Genomic DNA, 18,098 nt, shown 5'->3' with positions numbered 1-18,098 from the left:
CACATTTTGATAGAAAAAAAACACCCCGCTTTCTTATTTCTAAGAAAACGAGGTGTGCTCTATATATTTTTAGTTCAAAACTGCACCCATGAACATATCGATATCTTCTTTTGTATCCGTAATGCCTCCTACACCAAAGTTTTCTACTAAGAAGTTTGTTACATTTGGTGATAGGAATGCTGGTAATGTAGGCCCAACATGAATGTTTTTCACACCTAGGTAAAGTAGTGATAAGAATACGATGACTGCCTTTTGCTCATACCAAGCGATATTATAAGACAACGGAAGATCGTTAACACTTTCCAAACCGAAAGCATCTTTTAATCTTAATGCTGTCATGACAAGTGAATATGAATCATTACATTGACCAGCATCAAGCACCCTCGGAATACCATTGATATCACCCAACTCAAGCTTATTGTATCGATATTTAGCACAACCTGCTGTTAGGATGATCGTATCCTTCGGAAGTTCTTCTGCAAATTCTTTATAATAAGTTCTACTCTTATGGCGTCCATCGCATCCTGCCATAACAAAGAATCGCTTAATATCTCCATTTTTCACTGCATCCACTACCTGATCGGCAACTTGAGCTACTTGATTATGTGCAAATCCTCCAACAATCTCTCCTTTTTCAATTTCAATAGGAGGCTCACATTGTTTCGCATGTTCAATAATCACAGAGAAATCTTTTGTTCCATCCTCTTGCTCTTCAATATAAGTGACACCTTCTACTCCTGTCGCGCCAGTGGTGTACATTCTATCTTTGTAAGAAGCTTTTGGTGGCACAATACAGTTGGTTGTCATAAGAATCGGACCATTAAAGCTTTCAAATTCACGTTTTTGTTCCCACCAAGCATTTCCGTAGTTTCCAACAAAGTGATCATATTTTTTAAATGCTGGATAATAATTGGCAGAAAGCATTTCACTATGTGTATACACATCAACACCCGTGCCCTCAGTTTGCTTTAATAATTGTTCGATATCTTTAAGGTCATGTCCACTAATTAAAATTCCAGGATTTTGACGAACACCGATGTTTACTTTCGTAACCTCCGGATGGCCATATGTGGAAGTGTTTGCAGTATCTAATAATTCCATCGCGTGAACACCATATTTTCCAACTTCCATTGAAAGGTCAATTAATTCTTGCATTGTAGCATTATCATCTGTTATTTGCGTCAATGTCTTTTGCATAAATGCATAAAGAGTGTCATCTTTATAGCTTAAATGTGATGCGTGTTTAAGGTACGCAGCCATTCCCTTTAATCCATACGTGATTAGTTCTCTTAATGAACGAATATCTTCATCTTTTGTCGCAAGAACGCTTACCTCTTGTGAAGCTGCTTTCGTTTCGAAATCAAAATTGGACTCACCATGCCAATTAACATAATCACTGCTATTACATAATTCAGAGCCATTATTTTGAATCGATGATTTTATCTCTTCACGAATTTCCAAACCTTGTCTAACTTTATTATAAAAATCATTTTTATCCCAATTTGCATTTGTGATTGTCATAAATAGACTATTAACGATAAACTCATCAGCTTTGCTGTTCTTAATTCCTAGTTCTCTAGCTTCTGTAAGAGCAATCGCAATTCCCTTTACTACATAAACCAATAAATCCTGCATATTTGCTAAATCATCTTTTTTCCCACAAATTCCGGCTACTGTGCATCCAGTTCCATTTGCTGTTTCTTGACATTGAAAACAAAACATACTCATTTTACTTCCTCCTACATTCTAAACCTTCTTGGTTGTCCTTAATTTTTCGAATCAATAACTGATTAATAGGTTTGTGAATTTATTAACTAAATAAATAGTAACAACCATCAATCGATATAGATGTGATGTAGCTCACAGAAACGGAATGGTTCACTTGATTGTCAAAATTAGAAGTGGAGAAAATCAAAGATATACTTAATCCAAGTGCCTAGCTTTAGAAGAGATCAGCGCGTAAATACAGGAAATGACATTAATTTAATAGCTTAGGATGATAATGTCAGACGTTGTTGTTGATGATGGAAAACTGAGGATTTATGATTGAGCAATCGAGCAGCAGCTGATTGTAGGGATGTAAGGGGCATAAAGGTGGGAACTATTTTGAAGCAGTACCAAAAGGTAATGGACTTTTTTAAAAAAGGGCAGCGCCAGGAATAGAATTCCCAATCGCTATCCCTTATGTGTTACAGTGCTTGATCAGGATAATAAAGGTAACTACGCAACGTGATATCCCGATGTTTCAAGTTTTCTCCTTTAAAACGCAGCCATATTTCATCATCCGCCATGACCCCATGTGTTTTTCGCACAATCGCCCAACGGTTATAGCTGGTTAGACCAAGAGATGCAAGTAATTCATCCGCGTTGACCCTTGTTGGGGGAAACACCCGCCACTTCAGCCATCTTTCTAATTCCTCTTTCGTAATATAACCTTCTGGATTAGGGGAAAATTGTTTGTTAAAGCCTTTGATATAATTAATCACGTAGGGACTATCACCCTCCTTCGGCTTTAAATCAACACTCGCAATGACCTCATCAAAGAACATGACATCAAATTTCATATAATCGATCAACTTTGGCACCCCCTTAATCAATCATGAGTCGCTGCAGTGAATCTTCATTTAATTGAAAAATCGCTACATCCTTTGCTCTGCCTAAATCATAAGGTGCTGTGTCTAATTTATCAAGGAGTAAGGAACGCTTGATAAACGGCGGTCCTTGATACAAAGCTAATTGCTTCTCAAATGACACACTAAATGGCTTTGCTTTTACTTGTCTTTTTATAATATTTAAAGGCTTACTTATTGGGTAATCCTTCAAATCTGACAGCAAACTTAAGCCATGATCAAACAACGGAGCTAGCTGCCAGTGTTCCGTTTTAGGATCCAATAGGAACAAAATATTATTGGTATGCCGGTCCTCATTTAGTATCAACGCATCAAAAGCTAACATCTGGGCTAGTTCACAAGAAACATCTAATCCTATGAGTGTATATATTTTTTCTATTAGGGTCTGGAACTTCTCTTCTGTTGAATAACGAGGATGATTTACGATTTCATCGGTTGTTTCAAAATTCGCTTCAAATAACCGTTCAAGCGTCACTTCCTGTAAGGAACCGCGAAAATCATCTGAGTAGCAGCCTTCTGTAACCGTTCCATCAGGCTTTTCGATTAAGCAGGGTGTATAAGAAACATAGGAGTTTTTTGGAAGGGTTGAGCTTTCTAGTATTAGAGAAGCGACATATTCAGCCATATTTTCGTAGCCAAACGTATTCTCCTTAATCCATTTATCCCCGACTAGCCATTTTGATTGATCACCTTTGCTCGATGTACTGACAATCGTTTTTTCGTCTGGAGGGATTGTAAATCGTTCCATCATTACACCACCGTTCTAAAAAAAGAATAACTTTATCATGTTATTCGTCAGCTTATGACTGAAATCCTTTATTTTAAATACTTAAACTCCAGTCATGAGGGGAAAAATTTCCACCGCTACGTTATTTAAAAATAGCCATCGCATTCGTTATTCACAAACAATAACCTCTCGTACAAACCTGGACTTTGTAGCAACTCCACGGTCAACAATGTCAAATCCAGCTTTCTCTATGATGGGATCGATGGGTTCAACGGTTACAACGACGAGCTTTTTCGCAAATCGGCGCGCACTTTGGAGCATTTCAAGCTGTTCTTCTGGTGAGATCACAGAACATAAATTGTACGGCAAATCAATGATGGCTACGTCATAATTTTTTTCCACGTTTCTTACATCTCTTTTTACTACTTCCCCTTGGAATCCAAAATGGGCAATATTCTCCCTCGTTCCTTGGAGGATCAGTGGATTAATATCACTTCCATCGATGTCAATTCCCATCGATAATGCTTCAACAAGGACCGTTCCAATTCCGCAGCATGGATCTATCGCCTTAATGCCAGATGGGTTCGGTACGGCAATATTAACAACCGCCCTCGCTACACGCGTACTGAGCGCGGTTGAATAACCATTTGGCTTCTGCTGGTGTTGGTGCCATATCGCTTCATTCTTTACGTATGGACCAAATACCCAGCGTCCATTTACAAACATAATGCCAAACATTTTCTCAGGTTTTACCAGTTCGGCTTCACCTGGAATACGTAATCCAACTTCTCGTTCAATCTTACGTCTTTCCGCAAACTCCACTTTTTCCAGATCAGGATTTTTAACAAAAATAACCTTAAAGGTTTCTCCCATTAATGGTAAAGCCTCAATTTGCATGAAAATCTCTTCCAAATGCGTTGATTCACAGACTACTTCTACCCTTTCTTTGATAAAAGGGCTTCGGCTTGGATCGACTTTGATCTCACTCTCCAAGATACTAGTTTCAGAGACTTTTCTAAAAAGGGATCGCATTTCTAAGGTACATAAGGATTCTTCTTCACCCTTACGGTAGGAAAAAGTGTATATATAAGGCATTTGTTCTTTATTTTTATGATTCAATCTATTAACATCCTTTATTTGAGATACTATCACCCTATCACAATTGAGCATATTGGGCTAGGTAAGGAAACATGGCAAACTCAAAGCGCTATGCCAAAAATTGAGTTTTAGGAACACGATAACCTCCCTCGCCATACTTCATCAATCAAAGTTATGTAAATCTAATCTATTTCTCATCATTTTCTAATGTTTAATCTTTATGATCAAAGAGTAGCATGATTAAAGAACAGGAAGTCAATTCCAAACAATAGATGAGGAGAGATTTAATATGTTAAAAAAATTAATGATAACAGGATGTACTCTGCTTTTATTAACAGCATGTGGTACCGATACAACAGAAGAAAATGTGAAAAGTACAAATCAACCAAGTACTACGAATAATGCCATTAATACAGACGATACAAGTACAACGAATGAAAATGCTGCTCAAGATTCTAGCAAATCGGATACAACAAACAATTCCAAAACTGTTGATATAACAAATCCAACTGTCTCACTGGCAGAGGCCGTAAACATTTTTAAAGAAGCTCATCCTGACGCGGAAATAGAATCTGTTGACTTAGATACCGACTCGGGTCGATTACATTATGATATTGACGGTTTTGATTCATCAAAAGAATATGAAACAGAAATTGATGCCACTACAAAAGAAATTAAGGAAAATGAAGTTGAAATAGAAAGAGATCCTGATGAAACATTAGATTTTTCAACCATTATTGACCCAGCAAAAGCCATTGAAATCGCTGCTACAAAAGCCGAAGTAGAAGGACTATCTCCAACAGGCTGGTCATTGGAAGCTGACGATGGAAAACAAACGTTTACGATTGAATATGACAACAATAACTCCGATATAGAAATCAAAATCAACGCCACAACCGAAGAAATCCTAGAAGTAGAGATGGATGGTTAAACCAAAATAAAAACAGCCTAATTTCTCAGTATTGTAAGAGAGAAATTAGGCTTTTGTTTGTTCATAAAAGCGCTCTATTTAGAAATTAGCCCTCTACCTCTTTGTACCACTAGGAAAATTTAGGTTTGTAGAATTCAACAATGGCGTCCATTGAAGAATCGTTCTCATCCCCATAATGAAGACCGTTTCCTTTTCGTGTTTCGTTTTTTTCGGTTCTCATCCCCTTGATGAGGACCGTTTCCTTCTCTTCCTTCGGTTGTTTCGGTTCTCATCCCCTTGATGAAGACCGTTTCCTTCTCTTGTTTCGTTTGTTTCGGTTCTCATCCCCTTGATGAAGACCGTTTCCTTCTCTTGTTTCGTTTGTTTCGGTTCTCATCCCTTTGATGAAGACCGTTTCCTTCTCTTGCTTCTATTGTTTCGGTTCTCATCCCCATGATGAAGACCGTTTCCTTCTCTTGTTTCGTTTGTTTCGGTTCTCATCTCCTTTACGACGATATTTGGTTTTTATCACTTATCGCCAGCTCGTTTCTAATGTATCTCGTCGAGAAAGTGCGAATATAAGTAGGTAAGGATTTTAAAAGATAAAAAATCCTTAGCAAAGAATTTTTTGTAATATTGGAAAATTATTCACGCTTTTTTACAAAATTATATAGATATGATATGAAACTGTTATTTTTATTAAGTTGGTTAACATTAGATTGTAATAGTTCTTCTATATAATTAGACATAAGATAAGATTTGGTTGGTAAGCCATTGATCTTATTATTTCTACACTGGGATTTTATATCCCAGTGCTCTTTATACATAAGACTTTATAATCCCAAAAAGTTCTTCACTTATTGAGTAATGCTTCTTCTTAATTTGCTTGATCTTCTTTCTTCAAAAATGTGATGAAGTGCTGCATGGCCAATAGAGGCTGTTCCTTTACAAGGTTAATATACTCTTTTTTTAGATGGTCTGACGCTAATTCACTCTTCTTAATTCTCTCAATGATGTATTCTGAACTCATCTTTTGAATCTCTCTTTGCTTTAGCTTCGACTCTTTTGATAACGCCAACCCAATTGCACCAATAACTGCAAAGATGACAATGGTTGTCGCCGAGTATTGCTGATCTGATGCAGCAAATAATAATAGAAACAGATTAATCACAGAGAAAGTGACTAAAGGAAACGAAAATAATGCATATTTAGAAGCTTTTTTCATAAATGGAGATATGATTTCTTCTAGTTTTTCTAATTCTCTTTTTGCAGTATTCGGCATGTCGTTCATGAAATGTATCAAAAGAAACCCTCCTACTGGTTTTTAATTTTATAAGCCTTTGCCACACAATTATGACATAGTGTCACTTTTTATATTTTAATAATACGTGACACTGTGTCATTTGTCAATTATAAGATGACACGCTGTCACTTTTTGAATAAAAATAGACTTGTAAGAAACAGATAAAATAAAGGAGTGAACATAGTTACAGCTAAACTATGTTTCACTCCTTTATTTGTTGTTGGTATCTTTGCGCCCTTCTGACTTCTATTAGCAGTCAGAGCTTGATTTTGCCAACATAATATAATTAGTCATCATTCATTTTATATTTTTTGTATGCAAATGGTGTCATGTTCATTGACTTTCTAAATTTCTCGATAAAATAGCTTGTACTATTAAAGCCTACACTATAGGCAACTTCAGTAACATTAGACTCTGCTTGTTGCAATAATACTAAGCTTTTTTGAATTCGATAATCCATAACATAATTTAATGGTGTAGTTTTTAATATTCGTTTGAAGTATCGACAGCATTCAGATCGACTCAACCCGCCCGCTCTTGCAATATCCTCTAACATGATTTTTTCCGCATAATGGGAATGTATCCAATTTAACATTTGTTTCATTCGCTGACTCTTTAACAGTTCCGTTTGGACGTATTCTGGTTGAAAACCATTAAAAATTAAATTTTTCCAGATGCCCATTAGTTGCATGCTTATATCAATTTCAAAGTACTGCGGTTTTTCGTCCATCAACTGTTTGATTTTTAAAATAGCCTCTACTACCGTTTTTCCCCAAAGCTCACTTGCATCTACAAAAACGTATGGTAAATTAGTTGCTTGGATATAAGGAGTTACATAGGTTGTGAGGAGTTCTTGTGACAGAACGAAGTGAGGGGATACATTTAAACAAATATAGACACAGTCCGATTGTTTCTTTTCTTCCGCCATATGCAGGCAGCCACTATTTATAAATAGCCCGTCGTCTTCTCGTACCACTATCCTCTCTTCATTTATTTGAAAAATAGCCTCCCCTTTTACAATGAAAACAAATTGAATTTCCTCATGCCAATGGAGTGGGATATATCCATGTATATTTTGCTTAATCGTTGTTTCATAACAGGCAATCGGCAGCTCAACTGTACGATGCTGGGTTAGCTCTTTTAAACTTTGATTAACCCTGAAGTTCTTTATCTGCACATAACCACCTCAATATATTTATATTTTTCCATCCAATTTCAGTATTATTAGGACGATTTTTCACTTATTATAACACTATTATTATATTTAAAGTGGTGAGTGATCATGAATAGACCTACTAGAAGAACAGGGTTATTTCTCGTCATAACGGGAGCGATATTTTGGGGTGTTGGTGGTACAGTTGCACAGAAGCTTTTTCAACAATACGCCATCGACGTAAATTGGCTTGTAACGACACGATTGCTCATAGCTGGTTTTTTACTCTTAACAGTTCAATATTTTTGGAAAAACCGTTCTCAAGTTTTTGATGTCTGGAAAAATAAAAGGACAGCTGTTCAACTGTTTATATTCGGCTTACTTGGAATGCTTGCGGTTCAATACACATATATGGCATCTATTAAATATGGGAATGCTGCTGTTGCTACACTATTACAATACTTAGCACCTGTAATGATTATCATTTACTTGGTCTTACGTAAGCAAACAACACTAACACGACAAGATTTTATAACTGTTTCGCTTGCTTTAGGTGGTTGCTTTTTCTTATTAACAAACGGTTCACTCTCCAGCCTATCTGTACCGGCAACTGCAATCGTTTGGGGTGTATTGTCTGGAGTAGCGTTAGCATTTTACACTTTGTATGCAGTTCCTCTTCTTAAGCAATATGATTCTCTTGTCATTGTTGGCTGGGCTATGATGATCGGCGGTCTTGCATTAAGTTTTATTCATCCACCATGGCAAATGGACTTTACAAGCTTAACCGCAGAAGCTATTTTTTATTTAGTATTCGTGATCATATTCGGTACAATGATTGCATTCTGGTTTTATATAAAAAGTTTACAAAGTCTTTCACCTAAAGAAACAAGCCTTTTAGGTAGTTTAGAACCACTAGCAGCTGTTCTAACAACAGTCACTTGGTTAAAAGAACCTTTTGGATATTTCCAATATGTTGGTACAGCCTGTATCATTGGGATGATATTATTACTATCTTTAAACAAAAAGTCTTCTTCAAAGACTAAGAAACCTCTAAAAAACAAAAAGTCTTTCAGAATTAGCTAATTCCAGCTAATTCTGAAAGCTTTTTTCATGCTATTTGCTTGGTTAAGTAATCCTCATAAATATTCAATCTTCTAAATCTGTTATGTAAGGAAATAATCCACATGATCAAATTGAATCACTGTCTGAGCCAGGATTGCCTGGTTTTGCGCACCATTAACGGATAAAGCCGTGATTGTAACAACACTTATCTTCCAATCATATCCGTACTCCAGGAAAAGGGCTGCCGCAGCAACCCAATCTTAAGACTCTTTATATAACGGGACTTTCCATTCTTTATCTACTTCTTCATAGCGCGTCACAGATACCAAATGTAAAGTGAGTTCCTTAGGTATCTCTTTCATTCCATATATGGTAAGCTTCGTATTTGTCTTATAACGGCCATTTTCATCTTTCTCATCAAGAATGGACCCGCTGTGAAAAGCTTCATATGTCTCTCCCTTATCATCAACGATTGCCCACGATACCAGGTCTGATGACGGAACTTCCTTCCCACCCTCCATCTCAATGGTTAAAACTTGTTGTGTTTCAACTGGAGGAAATTTCTTTTGAAACGAAAAGTCCGTCTGCATATCCACCTTTTTAATGGTGATAAAATTCCCTTCATATTCAATTGATAGAGGATGCCTTTTTAATTCTTTCGGGTTAACCTTTATTGAAAAATCCGATGGGACCGTTTTTATCACCCCATCAAGAACAAAAGTAAGCTGTTCTTCCTCTTTTTGAGGAATAAATGATTCATTCCATTTCATGTAACCAAGCTCCTCCGTATCTTCACCAGTTCCTTGCATAATTCCAGAATCACTTGGATGGCCTTGATCTTGGAAGATATTATGACGATACAAAGTCTTTCCTTCCTTATTTTCAATATGATACTGAATAGCTGTTCCATAGTTTGCAAAAGTAAAAATATTTCTGTTCCCAATCGTATTTTCTAACTCCTGAATTTGTGCTTCCACTTTCTCTTTTTCTTCAGCTGTGAAATACGTATCATACATAATTTCATTTGAAGATGGGGCAAATTGAACTTCTTTTAAGTGAATCCCTACCCCGTGATCACTCGTATTCTGATTTTCTAAAACGACCTTCGTTGTCATTTCCTTCATTTCTTTTAAATCAATCGGGATATCTAATTGCCAGTTTCCTGTCTTTCCATTTAATTCTGTTAACTCAAACTTAATCGTAAGTGAATCAATTGATTCAAGCCCCCGTAAGGAAAATTCGATCAACCCGTAATCCGCATCAGCCCACCAACTCATTCCAAACCCATCAATCTCATTTCCATCTTGATCATAAGCTGAAATCACATTTCTCCCATCTCTATTTTCTAATAGAGGATTAAGTATTTTACCATTTTCCTTTACAACTTGATAAGATAACGCAACCCTTGAAGTGTCTGCTAATACATCCTCTACTTTAAAGGTTATTCCTTGATCCGTTACTTCTTGGTCGATACGCTTTGTTAATCCTGATTCAGAAGCCATTCTTAACCCTTCATCAACTTGTTCAGTAGTAAAAAATCCACCAATCCATTCTGCAAAACTAGGATTCAAAGTGGTTGTTAATCCCACAGCAAGTACACAAGCAGCGGCTGGAAGCAGCACCATTTTCCATTTCTTCTTCCTTTTCTTTTGTTCATATGGCTCAAGTTGATTTAACACTCCAATGGTAAAATCATCAGGTAATGTTGGGATGTTGAGCGTCTCCTTAATCAATTCTTGTTCTTCTGCGTACATCTTGATGACTTGCTGACATTCTTGACAAGTTTCTACATGTGTTTGAATGAGTTCATCGACTTGTTCAAACCCATCAAACCATTGTTCCAGTCTATCCTTCGTTGGACATTTCATGAAAATATCCCCCTTTTTCCTCATTGATCGTTTCTCTTAATTTTTTCTTCGCACGATGAAGTTTATTTCTTACGGTTGCTACAGAAAGATTCATGAATTCACTGATTTCGTTGTAACTTTGCTCATTCACATATCGGAGGAGAAGTATCATTCGTTCATCTTCTGGAAGGCTGCCAATTAGTTTTTCTAGTTGTCTATTTTTCTCTTTCTTTAAAAAGATCACTTCGGGATGATGGAAATCCTTTACATCGTTTTCTTTTACTTCAACCTGTTCCATTTTAAAACGCTTCTTTCTGAATTCATCCATACAGTGATTGATGGCTACTCGATACATCCAACTTGAAAAAGAGCCTTTTCCATCAAACTTTTCAAGCTGACGATAAATTTTGATAAAGGATTCCTGAACTAAATCAACTGCATCCTGCTGGTTTCCTGTCATTCTTAAAATCGTTGCATATAATGGATTTTTATATTTGTTAATAATTTGTGCGTAGGCTTGTTTATTGCCCGACAGCACTTCCTCTATCCATTGCCTTTCTTCTTCCATTTCTTATTAACCTCCTACCCGCTCACTAATTAACTCTTTCAACAAGTATAACGGGTTTAACTTACAAATCATTTCACACTTTCAAAAAAAAAAAATCGAAAATACAAATAGAGTACGCATTAACTCCTAAGAAATTTTGTTTTTAAGTTCCATAACAATAGGAGCTGCCACAATGACAACTCCTCGTTCTACTGCCTGCAATTATAGAAAGTTTCTTCCACTAGGATATTTTTTGCATGATCGCTTCCACTTTCTCATTGATATATTGGAAATCGGGTGCTGGCGTCTTTTCATCTGAAAGCTGGTATTTTGCTTTCAAATTTGTGATGCGTTCGACACTCTCGTCTATCCTGTTCTCGCTTATTTCTCCAGCTTCAACTGCTGCTTTCAATTTTTCAAAAACAGTGGCAATCAGGTTTGGATCATGTGCAACAAGTAATATATCTCCACCCGCTTTCACTGTCTGTACTGCAGCATCAGCGACATTATAATGATCCGTAATTGCCCCCATCGTCAAGTCGTCGGTAATCACAACACCATCAAAATCATAATCCTCCCGTAAAATACCCGTGATTATCTTTTCTGACATGGATGCAGGATATTTTTCATCAATTTTTGGAAGCAAAATATGTGCAACCATGCTAACATCGGCATTCTCCGAAATAGCTTTCTTGAATGGAACAAGTTCTAGTTTTGACAACTCATCGTAGCTTTTATCGACCTTCGGAAGTTCCAAATGGGAATCCTCGCTCGTATCCCCGTGTCCAGGAAAATGTTTTATAACTGAAATAATCCCTTCATTCTGGATTCCTTTCATTGTCTGGATCCCCAACTCTGTAACGACTTCCGGATTGTTACCAAATGAACGATCCCCGATAACAGGATTATCCGGATTGCTGTTAACGTCTAGGACAGGCGCGAAATCCAAATTGAAACCGAGTGCTTTCATCTGTTCACCGAGTATTGAACCGATCTCAAATGACAGACTAGAATCGTTCAACTCACCAATCGAACGACTCGAAGGTAAGCTTTTTGCTTCATCAGGCATTCTTGTCACCCTTCCACCTTCTTCATCAACGCCCAGCAACAATGGGTAAGGGTTGTCCGCATTTGCAGTTTTCAGCTCATTTAAAAAGTTGACAGTTTGAGTGATACTTTTGACGTTATCTCCAAATAAAATAATACCTCCAACATGATACTTCTGAATAATTCTTTTTGTCTCATCGGTCATCTCCGTGCCATCGACTCCGCTGAAAATCATTTGTCCTATTTTTTCATCAAGGCTCAACCTCGTGTCGCTAATCAAGTTGAATTTGTTGTTCACCCCTGATTCCGGATCCTGAATCTTTTCATTTAAATGCAACGATGTTTGTTCGTCTATTTGTTTATCTTTTGTATTATCATCAAATGGGATGAAAAAGAAAGCCATCCCAAGTACGGCGATAGCACTGATGATTAAAATGGTGATACGCTTGTTCATAGTAAGCCCTCCCCGAAAAGACATTACGTGGTACGGATTCGATATGATGTACCTCTTACTCTTTACTCTCAATAGTGAATCCTATTATTTTAACATACAAGAGTCTTCAGATACTTCCACTTAATGGTCCAAAAATAGCAATAGGCGCTGGTTCCTTGTTACAGTAAAGTAGCCCTATTTAAAAAATTATTTCGAACAGCGTGGGATCAAATGAATAGAAAATTTATTTTTAAAAATTTTGTCGAATCTATTTAATTTTTGAACAAAAATTCAGATAATATATTTGCGTTTAATTTTCTACCATAAAAAATATTTTTATAATAAAGGGGCTAGCTATTATAATGGAAAAATTAACCGATGAATTATTAATATCTACGTATCGAAATGCAGTAGAACACCAGTTAGACAATGCTTTTATAAATTTATTGTTAGACGAAATTAAGCGCAGAAGTATACAACATCATCTTAAAGAGAAAAATTATTATCAAAAAATGGGATAGCTTAACCATCCCAATATGTGCTAGTTGCTTAAGACAGATTCATATCTGTCTTTTTTGTTTAATGAATGTCGATTCTTTACCATATAGTTACGTCTGCTACTCACTACAAGAGTATGTCCTTTAAAGGTTTGGTATATTTATATAATAACCTAACTAACAAAACGGTATTTAGCTCTTTTTCCGTACCATTAAAAATTCTTCCTCGAGGGTCTGTTCATCTAACAATTTCTCTTTTATTTCAAATCCATTTTCTAAATAAAAATTAACCGCATGATCATTTTTCTTGTACACTTTTAATTGAATATTTTCCCTTTGACTTTTTATAAAACTTAGTAATGCTTTTCCATATCCTTTGCCTTGATGCTTCACATCTATAAATAATGCAGCCAAATAGTTATCTACCATTGATATGAAGCCAACAATATCATTTCCGTTACTTACCACATAGGTTTCAGACAATGGGATATATTTTTCTTCCATCTCCTTTCGCTGTGATTTCCAATAATCCTTATCAATAAAGTCGTGTGCTATTAAGGATCCTTCGTACCATATATGTACTAATTTATTTACTTCTGTTTTCTTGTTTTTTCTAATATTCATGTTATCACCCTTTCAAAATATAACACTTATAATTCACTATTCAAAGAACGCACAGTTCCTGATTACAGAAAAAAAACAACCTGATCCGGTTGCTCTACGTAACAGTAAAATGATTATTTAAATAGGCCCAATTCTGCGGTGCTGACAGGTTCGTATGCCAGTATGTTACACCTAACAATCGATATTCATCTACTAAATTGTATTTTCCCTGATAACTCCTAATGTCTTCAAACCAAACAATATGCTCTTCCATCCCCTTCCAGTATCGATACCATGGCGAGGCAGCTGCCTGGTCATATTGAATCACTGTGCCAGCAGAGATTGCTTGGTTTTGTGCGCCATTAACGGATAAGGCCGTGGTCGTATTATCGCTTACCCTCCAATCATAGCCATACAATGGAAAAGCAATTTGTACCTTACGTGAATCAATTAAACTCGTTGCGTACCGGACAACCTGGTACATCCACCACAACGGTGCTACCGGGTCGGGCGGACCGCCTGGGTATCCATAATCTATTGTCATAACCGCTACCACATCTGCAATCTCTCCGATTGCACGGTAGTCATAGGCTCCTACAATCCGATTCGTTGGCAGGTCTTCTGTTTTTGCATGGACATTCACATGCAGGATGCGCGTACCCAGAGCAGCTTTTAATTCGTCTAAAAATATAGTAAACTCTCTTCTTCGTGCAGGAGGAATAAATTCAAAATCCAATGACACTCCGCCATATTCTTTTTCATTCACAAACCGTATTAAACTATCTATTAAATTTCTCCGATAGACTGGATTAGCAAACACGTTCCCGGCTAATTCAGCATTAAAACCCTCGGATGTAAAATTACGAATCATTAAAAGAGGTGTGACACCGAGCCGATTGCTTTCCTGAACGACCTCTGTGTCATCTAATAACAAATAAGCATACCCTTCTGTGGTAAATGAATAAGATACTACTGCCACATACGTAAGTGAATTAGCTAAAGTGCGAAGAAAAGGTAAGCTATCTTGTGGTGAATACGGAATAATAAATCCCAGCGTTTCGATCTCGGGCTTCAACGGTGTTGGGATCAGGAGCCTTTGGCCAATATATAATTGATTCAGATCATTCCTGGGATTCGCCTGCACGATAGCTTCCACCGAGGTATTAAAACGATTTGACAAAAGCCAAATCGTATCTCCTGCTTTGACCAAATAAGGTCTTATCTGCAGCCTTCCTTCATCTGGAATGTAAAGCGCAAGACCAGGTATAATGGCATTTGCAGAAGGCAAACCATTCACTTCAATAATAGCAGAAATCGGAACCTGATATTGATTTGCAATGAGCCACAAAGATTCCCCATACTGGACAACATGAACACTCATTCCTTTTCACCCCTTGTTCCTAGTTTATGGTCTTGAAACCATTAAATAGTACTAAAAACTTAGGAACTCCGTAGAAAATGAAAAGGAAATTTTGCTTAAAAGAAAATGTACTTCTTCACCTATTTGACTTATTATACAAACGCACCCGTTAATTCAAAAAACTGTTCACTTTAATTCCTCTAAATATTCTGCATATGCATGTTGAACTTTATCTTCTTTAAGTGATAAAAGATCCTATTCCCTTGTTGCTATTTTGGTCCTTTAGCACAGAAAGCGACTGCCCCTTTTGGACAATCGCTCTCTTTTCTAAAACTTCATTAATAATCAAATATAAAGTTACTTTAATCTTATCATAAAAGACAAAACACCTATTAGTAACCCAACTAATGCCATGCCAAATGAGCCTAATTTGTTCTTGTCTTTCATTAAATAATAGGAGTACCAAAGACTATAACCAGTACCGAACAAAATGACCATCCAAAAGACTATTTGCACCGTTAATCACGTACCTTTTCGATATTACTTTCTTTTAATTGCTTACCGAACCCGACGATATTCACATCCATCGTTATATGAATATCAGCAAGAGGATAATTTTTATTCATCCAATCCCATTCTTCGTATTCTTTAACAGTATCAAATAGAGGACGAACGTTTAAGGACCAATAAAACGGCTCACCTTTGAATTCCTTTTGTGTCTTTTCAATAAGATTCTCGGCATTCTCTTTTAATTTGTTTTTTAGTGCTGTTTTTAGTTTTTCTTGGTTTTCTAGATTGTCTGCATAATTAATCATGCTGGGAACCGATAAGACTTTCACATCAAGCGGATAGGTTATTTCTATTTTAGGAGGGCCGTTCCTTTTTTTAATTTTCACCTTTAATTTTTTTGTTTGCTTCAGCCTCACTGCTATCTTATATCTTTTGTCCAATGGATCTTGAAAGCTTGAGAATAAATCCCTAAGTTCTGCAGTATTATCAAGAAATCTTGTGATTCTTGTTTCTTCACCTGTCAGTGTGCCGATCATTTTCCCTTCCTTAAATACTGCTGACCCAATTAGTTGTATGGGATTTCCTCCTCTCTTTGGTACTTGACCTGCTATATATTGATCTTCATCTTGGAAGCCGGTCTCCTTATTATTTTTATCGTAAGAACCGTACATAGCCAGAAAAAGATCCGCATCACCATCTGTTATGGCAAAAAAACGGTTAATTGTCGATTCTGGAACCATCCCCGTCTCGGTTGCACGATCAATCAAAAATTGGTAGTATCGATGAGGTCTTACCATCATTTCAGGCTTATTTTTTGAAATGAATTCCGAAGCCTTTCCCTCAGTGACAATAATATTTGCTTCTCTTCGCATCTCTCTGTCTTTAAAAGCGGTACTTAGCATTCGGTAAAAGATCTCCGTTTTTGCTAACTCTTCGGATATAATTAATACTTTATTATGACTAAAGGAAACTTCCCTTGTGACAAATGAATTAGCCATGTTTCTCGCTGTTACGAAGTCTGGTGCTGTTAATGTGATAATATCCTCCATTTCTGCTCCCTCTGCCGGATTCGCTCCTTTAACATTTAATTTGGGATTGGAAAATTGAAAGGTGACATCTACAGCTTGCTCCTTTTCGAGATCAACACCTTTAGGAAGATCCAGACCAATCGCGACTACATAAGACCGCTCTTCTACCTCCTTTTTATCCCAACAACCAGTAAGGAGAAAAACCATTGAAAATAGAAGAAAAGGTAATGCCCTTCTTCTCATGCTGCCCTTACCTCCCTTATTTTTGTTGCTACCCAAAGCATCGGAGGTAAAAATAGAAATAAGTATTTAAAATAGGCCAATGTGTTCGTTCTAATAACAAAAAGACTGATTTCATTGTTTTCTGGTATCATGCCGATAACAAGGATAAGGATAGAAATAGGTATGATGGTATGTTCAAACTCACTTATATGAAATAAGAACCCAAAAATCTTACTAACGAAATAGATGTATACGACAAACTTTACAAAAACACCTACGAGCCAAAGTGTGATAAAAAATGTTTCTATATTGGTAATATTTCTTCCTAGTGAGACGATCCGGATGGCTTCATTAAAGGGGTAGGTAATTTTCCCTACACTTCTGTAGTCAAACATCCATATATATGATAAATACATCAATGCCATAAGGGAGACAGTTAATAATAAAGAACTGTATAAGCTTCTTGTATAGGTTTTATGATTTTTTACAAATGGGTACATCATGGCCAACAGTTCTGCAAATAATGAAGAGAAATTAAAACTTGCTTTAACAATTTCCCACTTTCCATTACCAAATAAGGGGAAAATCCGATAAAAGACAGCTTCCTTAAACATTAATACATATAACATCGCTAATGCTATCATTAGATATGGAAAGACTGCCCATGCAATAGAGCCAATCGCTTCCCATCCCTTCTTGGCTACCCACATACAAAGTGCTAAAAAGCATAAGTACAAGATGAACAAAGGTGTATTCGGAAAGTTAACAGAAATCAATTGTGTCATATAGCTCCTAGAATCTGTTGCTGTATTCATTAATGTGAAAAACAACAGAGACAAAGCAATCAGAAAGGCGAAAGGTTTCCCCATTGTTAGTTGCGTAATCTCCAGCAAATTTTTAGTTTGATGTTTTTTTAATACGCTACTTAATATAAGTAGTGATGGGATAATAAATAAAAAAGAGCCGATGATAATCATCCATGCAGCATTTAGTCCCTCTCTTAATAACAGTACCGTACTTATGTCAGTCCCCTTTAAGCCAAGTGTGAACACCATTATGGCAAGGACCTCTCTAAATCCCACTTTGTCTTTTTCATCTTTCCTCAAAAAAATCACCTATCT

General features: G+C 36.6%; 16 protein-coding genes. 3 read left to right on the top strand and 13 right to left on the bottom strand.

All coding sequences use genetic code 11. From position 1 onward, the window contains the following. Window positions 1-69: 69 nt before the first annotated feature. The 4 genes from hcp to CZ487_RS12905 form a co-directional block, all read right to left on the bottom strand. On the bottom strand, window positions 70-1,722 hold the full coding sequence (hcp, locus tag CZ487_RS12920; RefSeq protein WP_202617882.1) for a hydroxylamine reductase: 1,653 nt from the start codon (window positions 1,720-1,722) through the stop codon (window positions 70-72). 467 nt (window positions 1,723-2,189) lie between these two features. Then, window positions 2,190-2,576 carry a hypothetical protein gene (locus CZ487_RS12915; protein WP_077212546.1) on the bottom strand — a complete coding sequence of 129 codons (387 nt, stop codon included), beginning with the start codon at window positions 2,574-2,576 and terminating at the stop codon, window positions 2,190-2,192. A 13-nt stretch (window positions 2,577-2,589) separates the two neighbouring features. Next, window positions 2,590-3,381, bottom strand: coding sequence for a hypothetical protein (locus CZ487_RS12910; protein WP_237562878.1), 792 nt, complete (start codon window positions 3,379-3,381; stop codon window positions 2,590-2,592). A 144-nt stretch (window positions 3,382-3,525) separates the two neighbouring features. After that, on the bottom strand, window positions 3,526-4,452 hold the full coding sequence (locus CZ487_RS12905; protein ID WP_084783401.1) for a TRM11 family SAM-dependent methyltransferase: 927 nt from the start codon (window positions 4,450-4,452) through the stop codon (window positions 3,526-3,528). 292 nt (window positions 4,453-4,744) lie between these two features. Between CZ487_RS12905 and CZ487_RS12900 the strand changes: the two genes are divergently transcribed. Then, window positions 4,745-5,386, top strand: coding sequence for a PepSY domain-containing protein (locus tag CZ487_RS12900; RefSeq protein ID WP_077212543.1), 642 nt, complete (start codon window positions 4,745-4,747; stop codon window positions 5,384-5,386). An 856-nt stretch (window positions 5,387-6,242) separates the two neighbouring features. Here the strand turns inward: CZ487_RS12900 and CZ487_RS12895 are convergent. Next, complete coding sequence (locus tag CZ487_RS12895; RefSeq protein WP_077212542.1) at window positions 6,243-6,668, bottom strand: DUF5392 family protein; 426 nt, start codon at window positions 6,666-6,668, stop codon at window positions 6,243-6,245. Window positions 6,669-6,954: 286 nt separating this feature from the next. Then, window positions 6,955-7,845, bottom strand: coding sequence for an AraC family transcriptional regulator (locus CZ487_RS12890; protein ID WP_077212541.1), 891 nt, complete (start codon window positions 7,843-7,845; stop codon window positions 6,955-6,957). A gap of 105 nt (window positions 7,846-7,950) precedes the next feature. Here CZ487_RS12890 and CZ487_RS12885 point away from each other — a divergent pair, with 105 nt between their 5' ends. Next, window positions 7,951-8,904, top strand: coding sequence for a DMT family transporter (locus CZ487_RS12885; RefSeq protein WP_077212540.1), 954 nt, complete (start codon window positions 7,951-7,953; stop codon window positions 8,902-8,904). 239 nt (window positions 8,905-9,143) lie between these two features. Here CZ487_RS12885 and CZ487_RS12880 read toward each other — a convergent pair whose 3' ends face one another. The 3 genes from CZ487_RS12880 to nagZ form a co-directional block, all read right to left on the bottom strand. Continuing rightward, window positions 9,144-10,751, bottom strand: coding sequence for a DUF4179 domain-containing protein (locus CZ487_RS12880; RefSeq protein ID WP_077212539.1), 1,608 nt, complete (start codon window positions 10,749-10,751; stop codon window positions 9,144-9,146). After that, on the bottom strand, window positions 10,729-11,298 hold the full coding sequence (locus CZ487_RS12875; RefSeq protein WP_077212538.1) for an RNA polymerase sigma factor: 570 nt from the start codon (window positions 11,296-11,298) through the stop codon (window positions 10,729-10,731). The genes CZ487_RS12880 and CZ487_RS12875 overlap by 23 nt, the downstream gene beginning before the upstream one ends. A gap of 220 nt (window positions 11,299-11,518) precedes the next feature. Further along, window positions 11,519-12,778: a beta-N-acetylhexosaminidase gene (nagZ, locus tag CZ487_RS12870; RefSeq protein ID WP_077212537.1), complete on the bottom strand. Its 1,260-nt coding sequence runs from the start codon at window positions 12,776-12,778 to the stop codon at window positions 11,519-11,521. A gap of 341 nt (window positions 12,779-13,119) precedes the next feature. Between nagZ and CZ487_RS12865 the strand changes: the two genes are divergently transcribed. Continuing rightward, complete coding sequence (locus tag CZ487_RS12865) at window positions 13,120-13,278, top strand: sporulation histidine kinase inhibitor Sda (protein ID WP_084783252.1); 159 nt, start codon at window positions 13,120-13,122, stop codon at window positions 13,276-13,278. Window positions 13,279-13,446: 168 nt separating this feature from the next. On the opposite strand, the gene CZ487_RS12860 is transcribed toward CZ487_RS12865, so the two are convergent. The 4 genes from CZ487_RS12860 to CZ487_RS12845 form a co-directional block, all read right to left on the bottom strand. Beyond that, the gene (locus tag CZ487_RS12860) at window positions 13,447-13,878 is read right to left on the bottom strand and encodes a GNAT family N-acetyltransferase (RefSeq protein WP_077212536.1); all 432 of its coding nucleotides are present in this window, start codon (window positions 13,876-13,878) and stop codon (window positions 13,447-13,449) included. Between the two features lie 94 nt (window positions 13,879-13,972). After that, window positions 13,973-15,238 carry a LysM peptidoglycan-binding domain-containing protein gene (locus tag CZ487_RS12855; protein ID WP_077212535.1) on the bottom strand — a complete coding sequence of 422 codons (1,266 nt, stop codon included), beginning with the start codon at window positions 15,236-15,238 and terminating at the stop codon, window positions 13,973-13,975. A 497-nt stretch (window positions 15,239-15,735) separates the two neighbouring features. Next, entirely contained in the window at window positions 15,736-16,998 is a 1,263-nt protein-coding gene (locus CZ487_RS12850; RefSeq protein ID WP_077212534.1) for a Ger(x)C family spore germination protein, read from the bottom strand. Further along, entirely contained in the window at window positions 16,995-18,083 is a 1,089-nt protein-coding gene (locus CZ487_RS12845) for a GerAB/ArcD/ProY family transporter (protein ID WP_077212533.1), read from the bottom strand. The genes CZ487_RS12850 and CZ487_RS12845 overlap by 4 nt, the downstream gene beginning before the upstream one ends. Between the last annotated feature and the right edge of the window lie 15 nt (window positions 18,084-18,098).

It is taken from the genome of Robertmurraya dakarensis, assembly GCF_900156875.1.
In the GTDB taxonomy this organism is placed as follows: Bacteria; Bacillota; Bacilli; order Bacillales; family Cytobacillaceae; genus Robertmurraya; species Robertmurraya dakarensis.
Note: the sequence above shows the minus strand (reverse complement) of the source record. Positions and strands in the feature narration are given on the sequence as shown.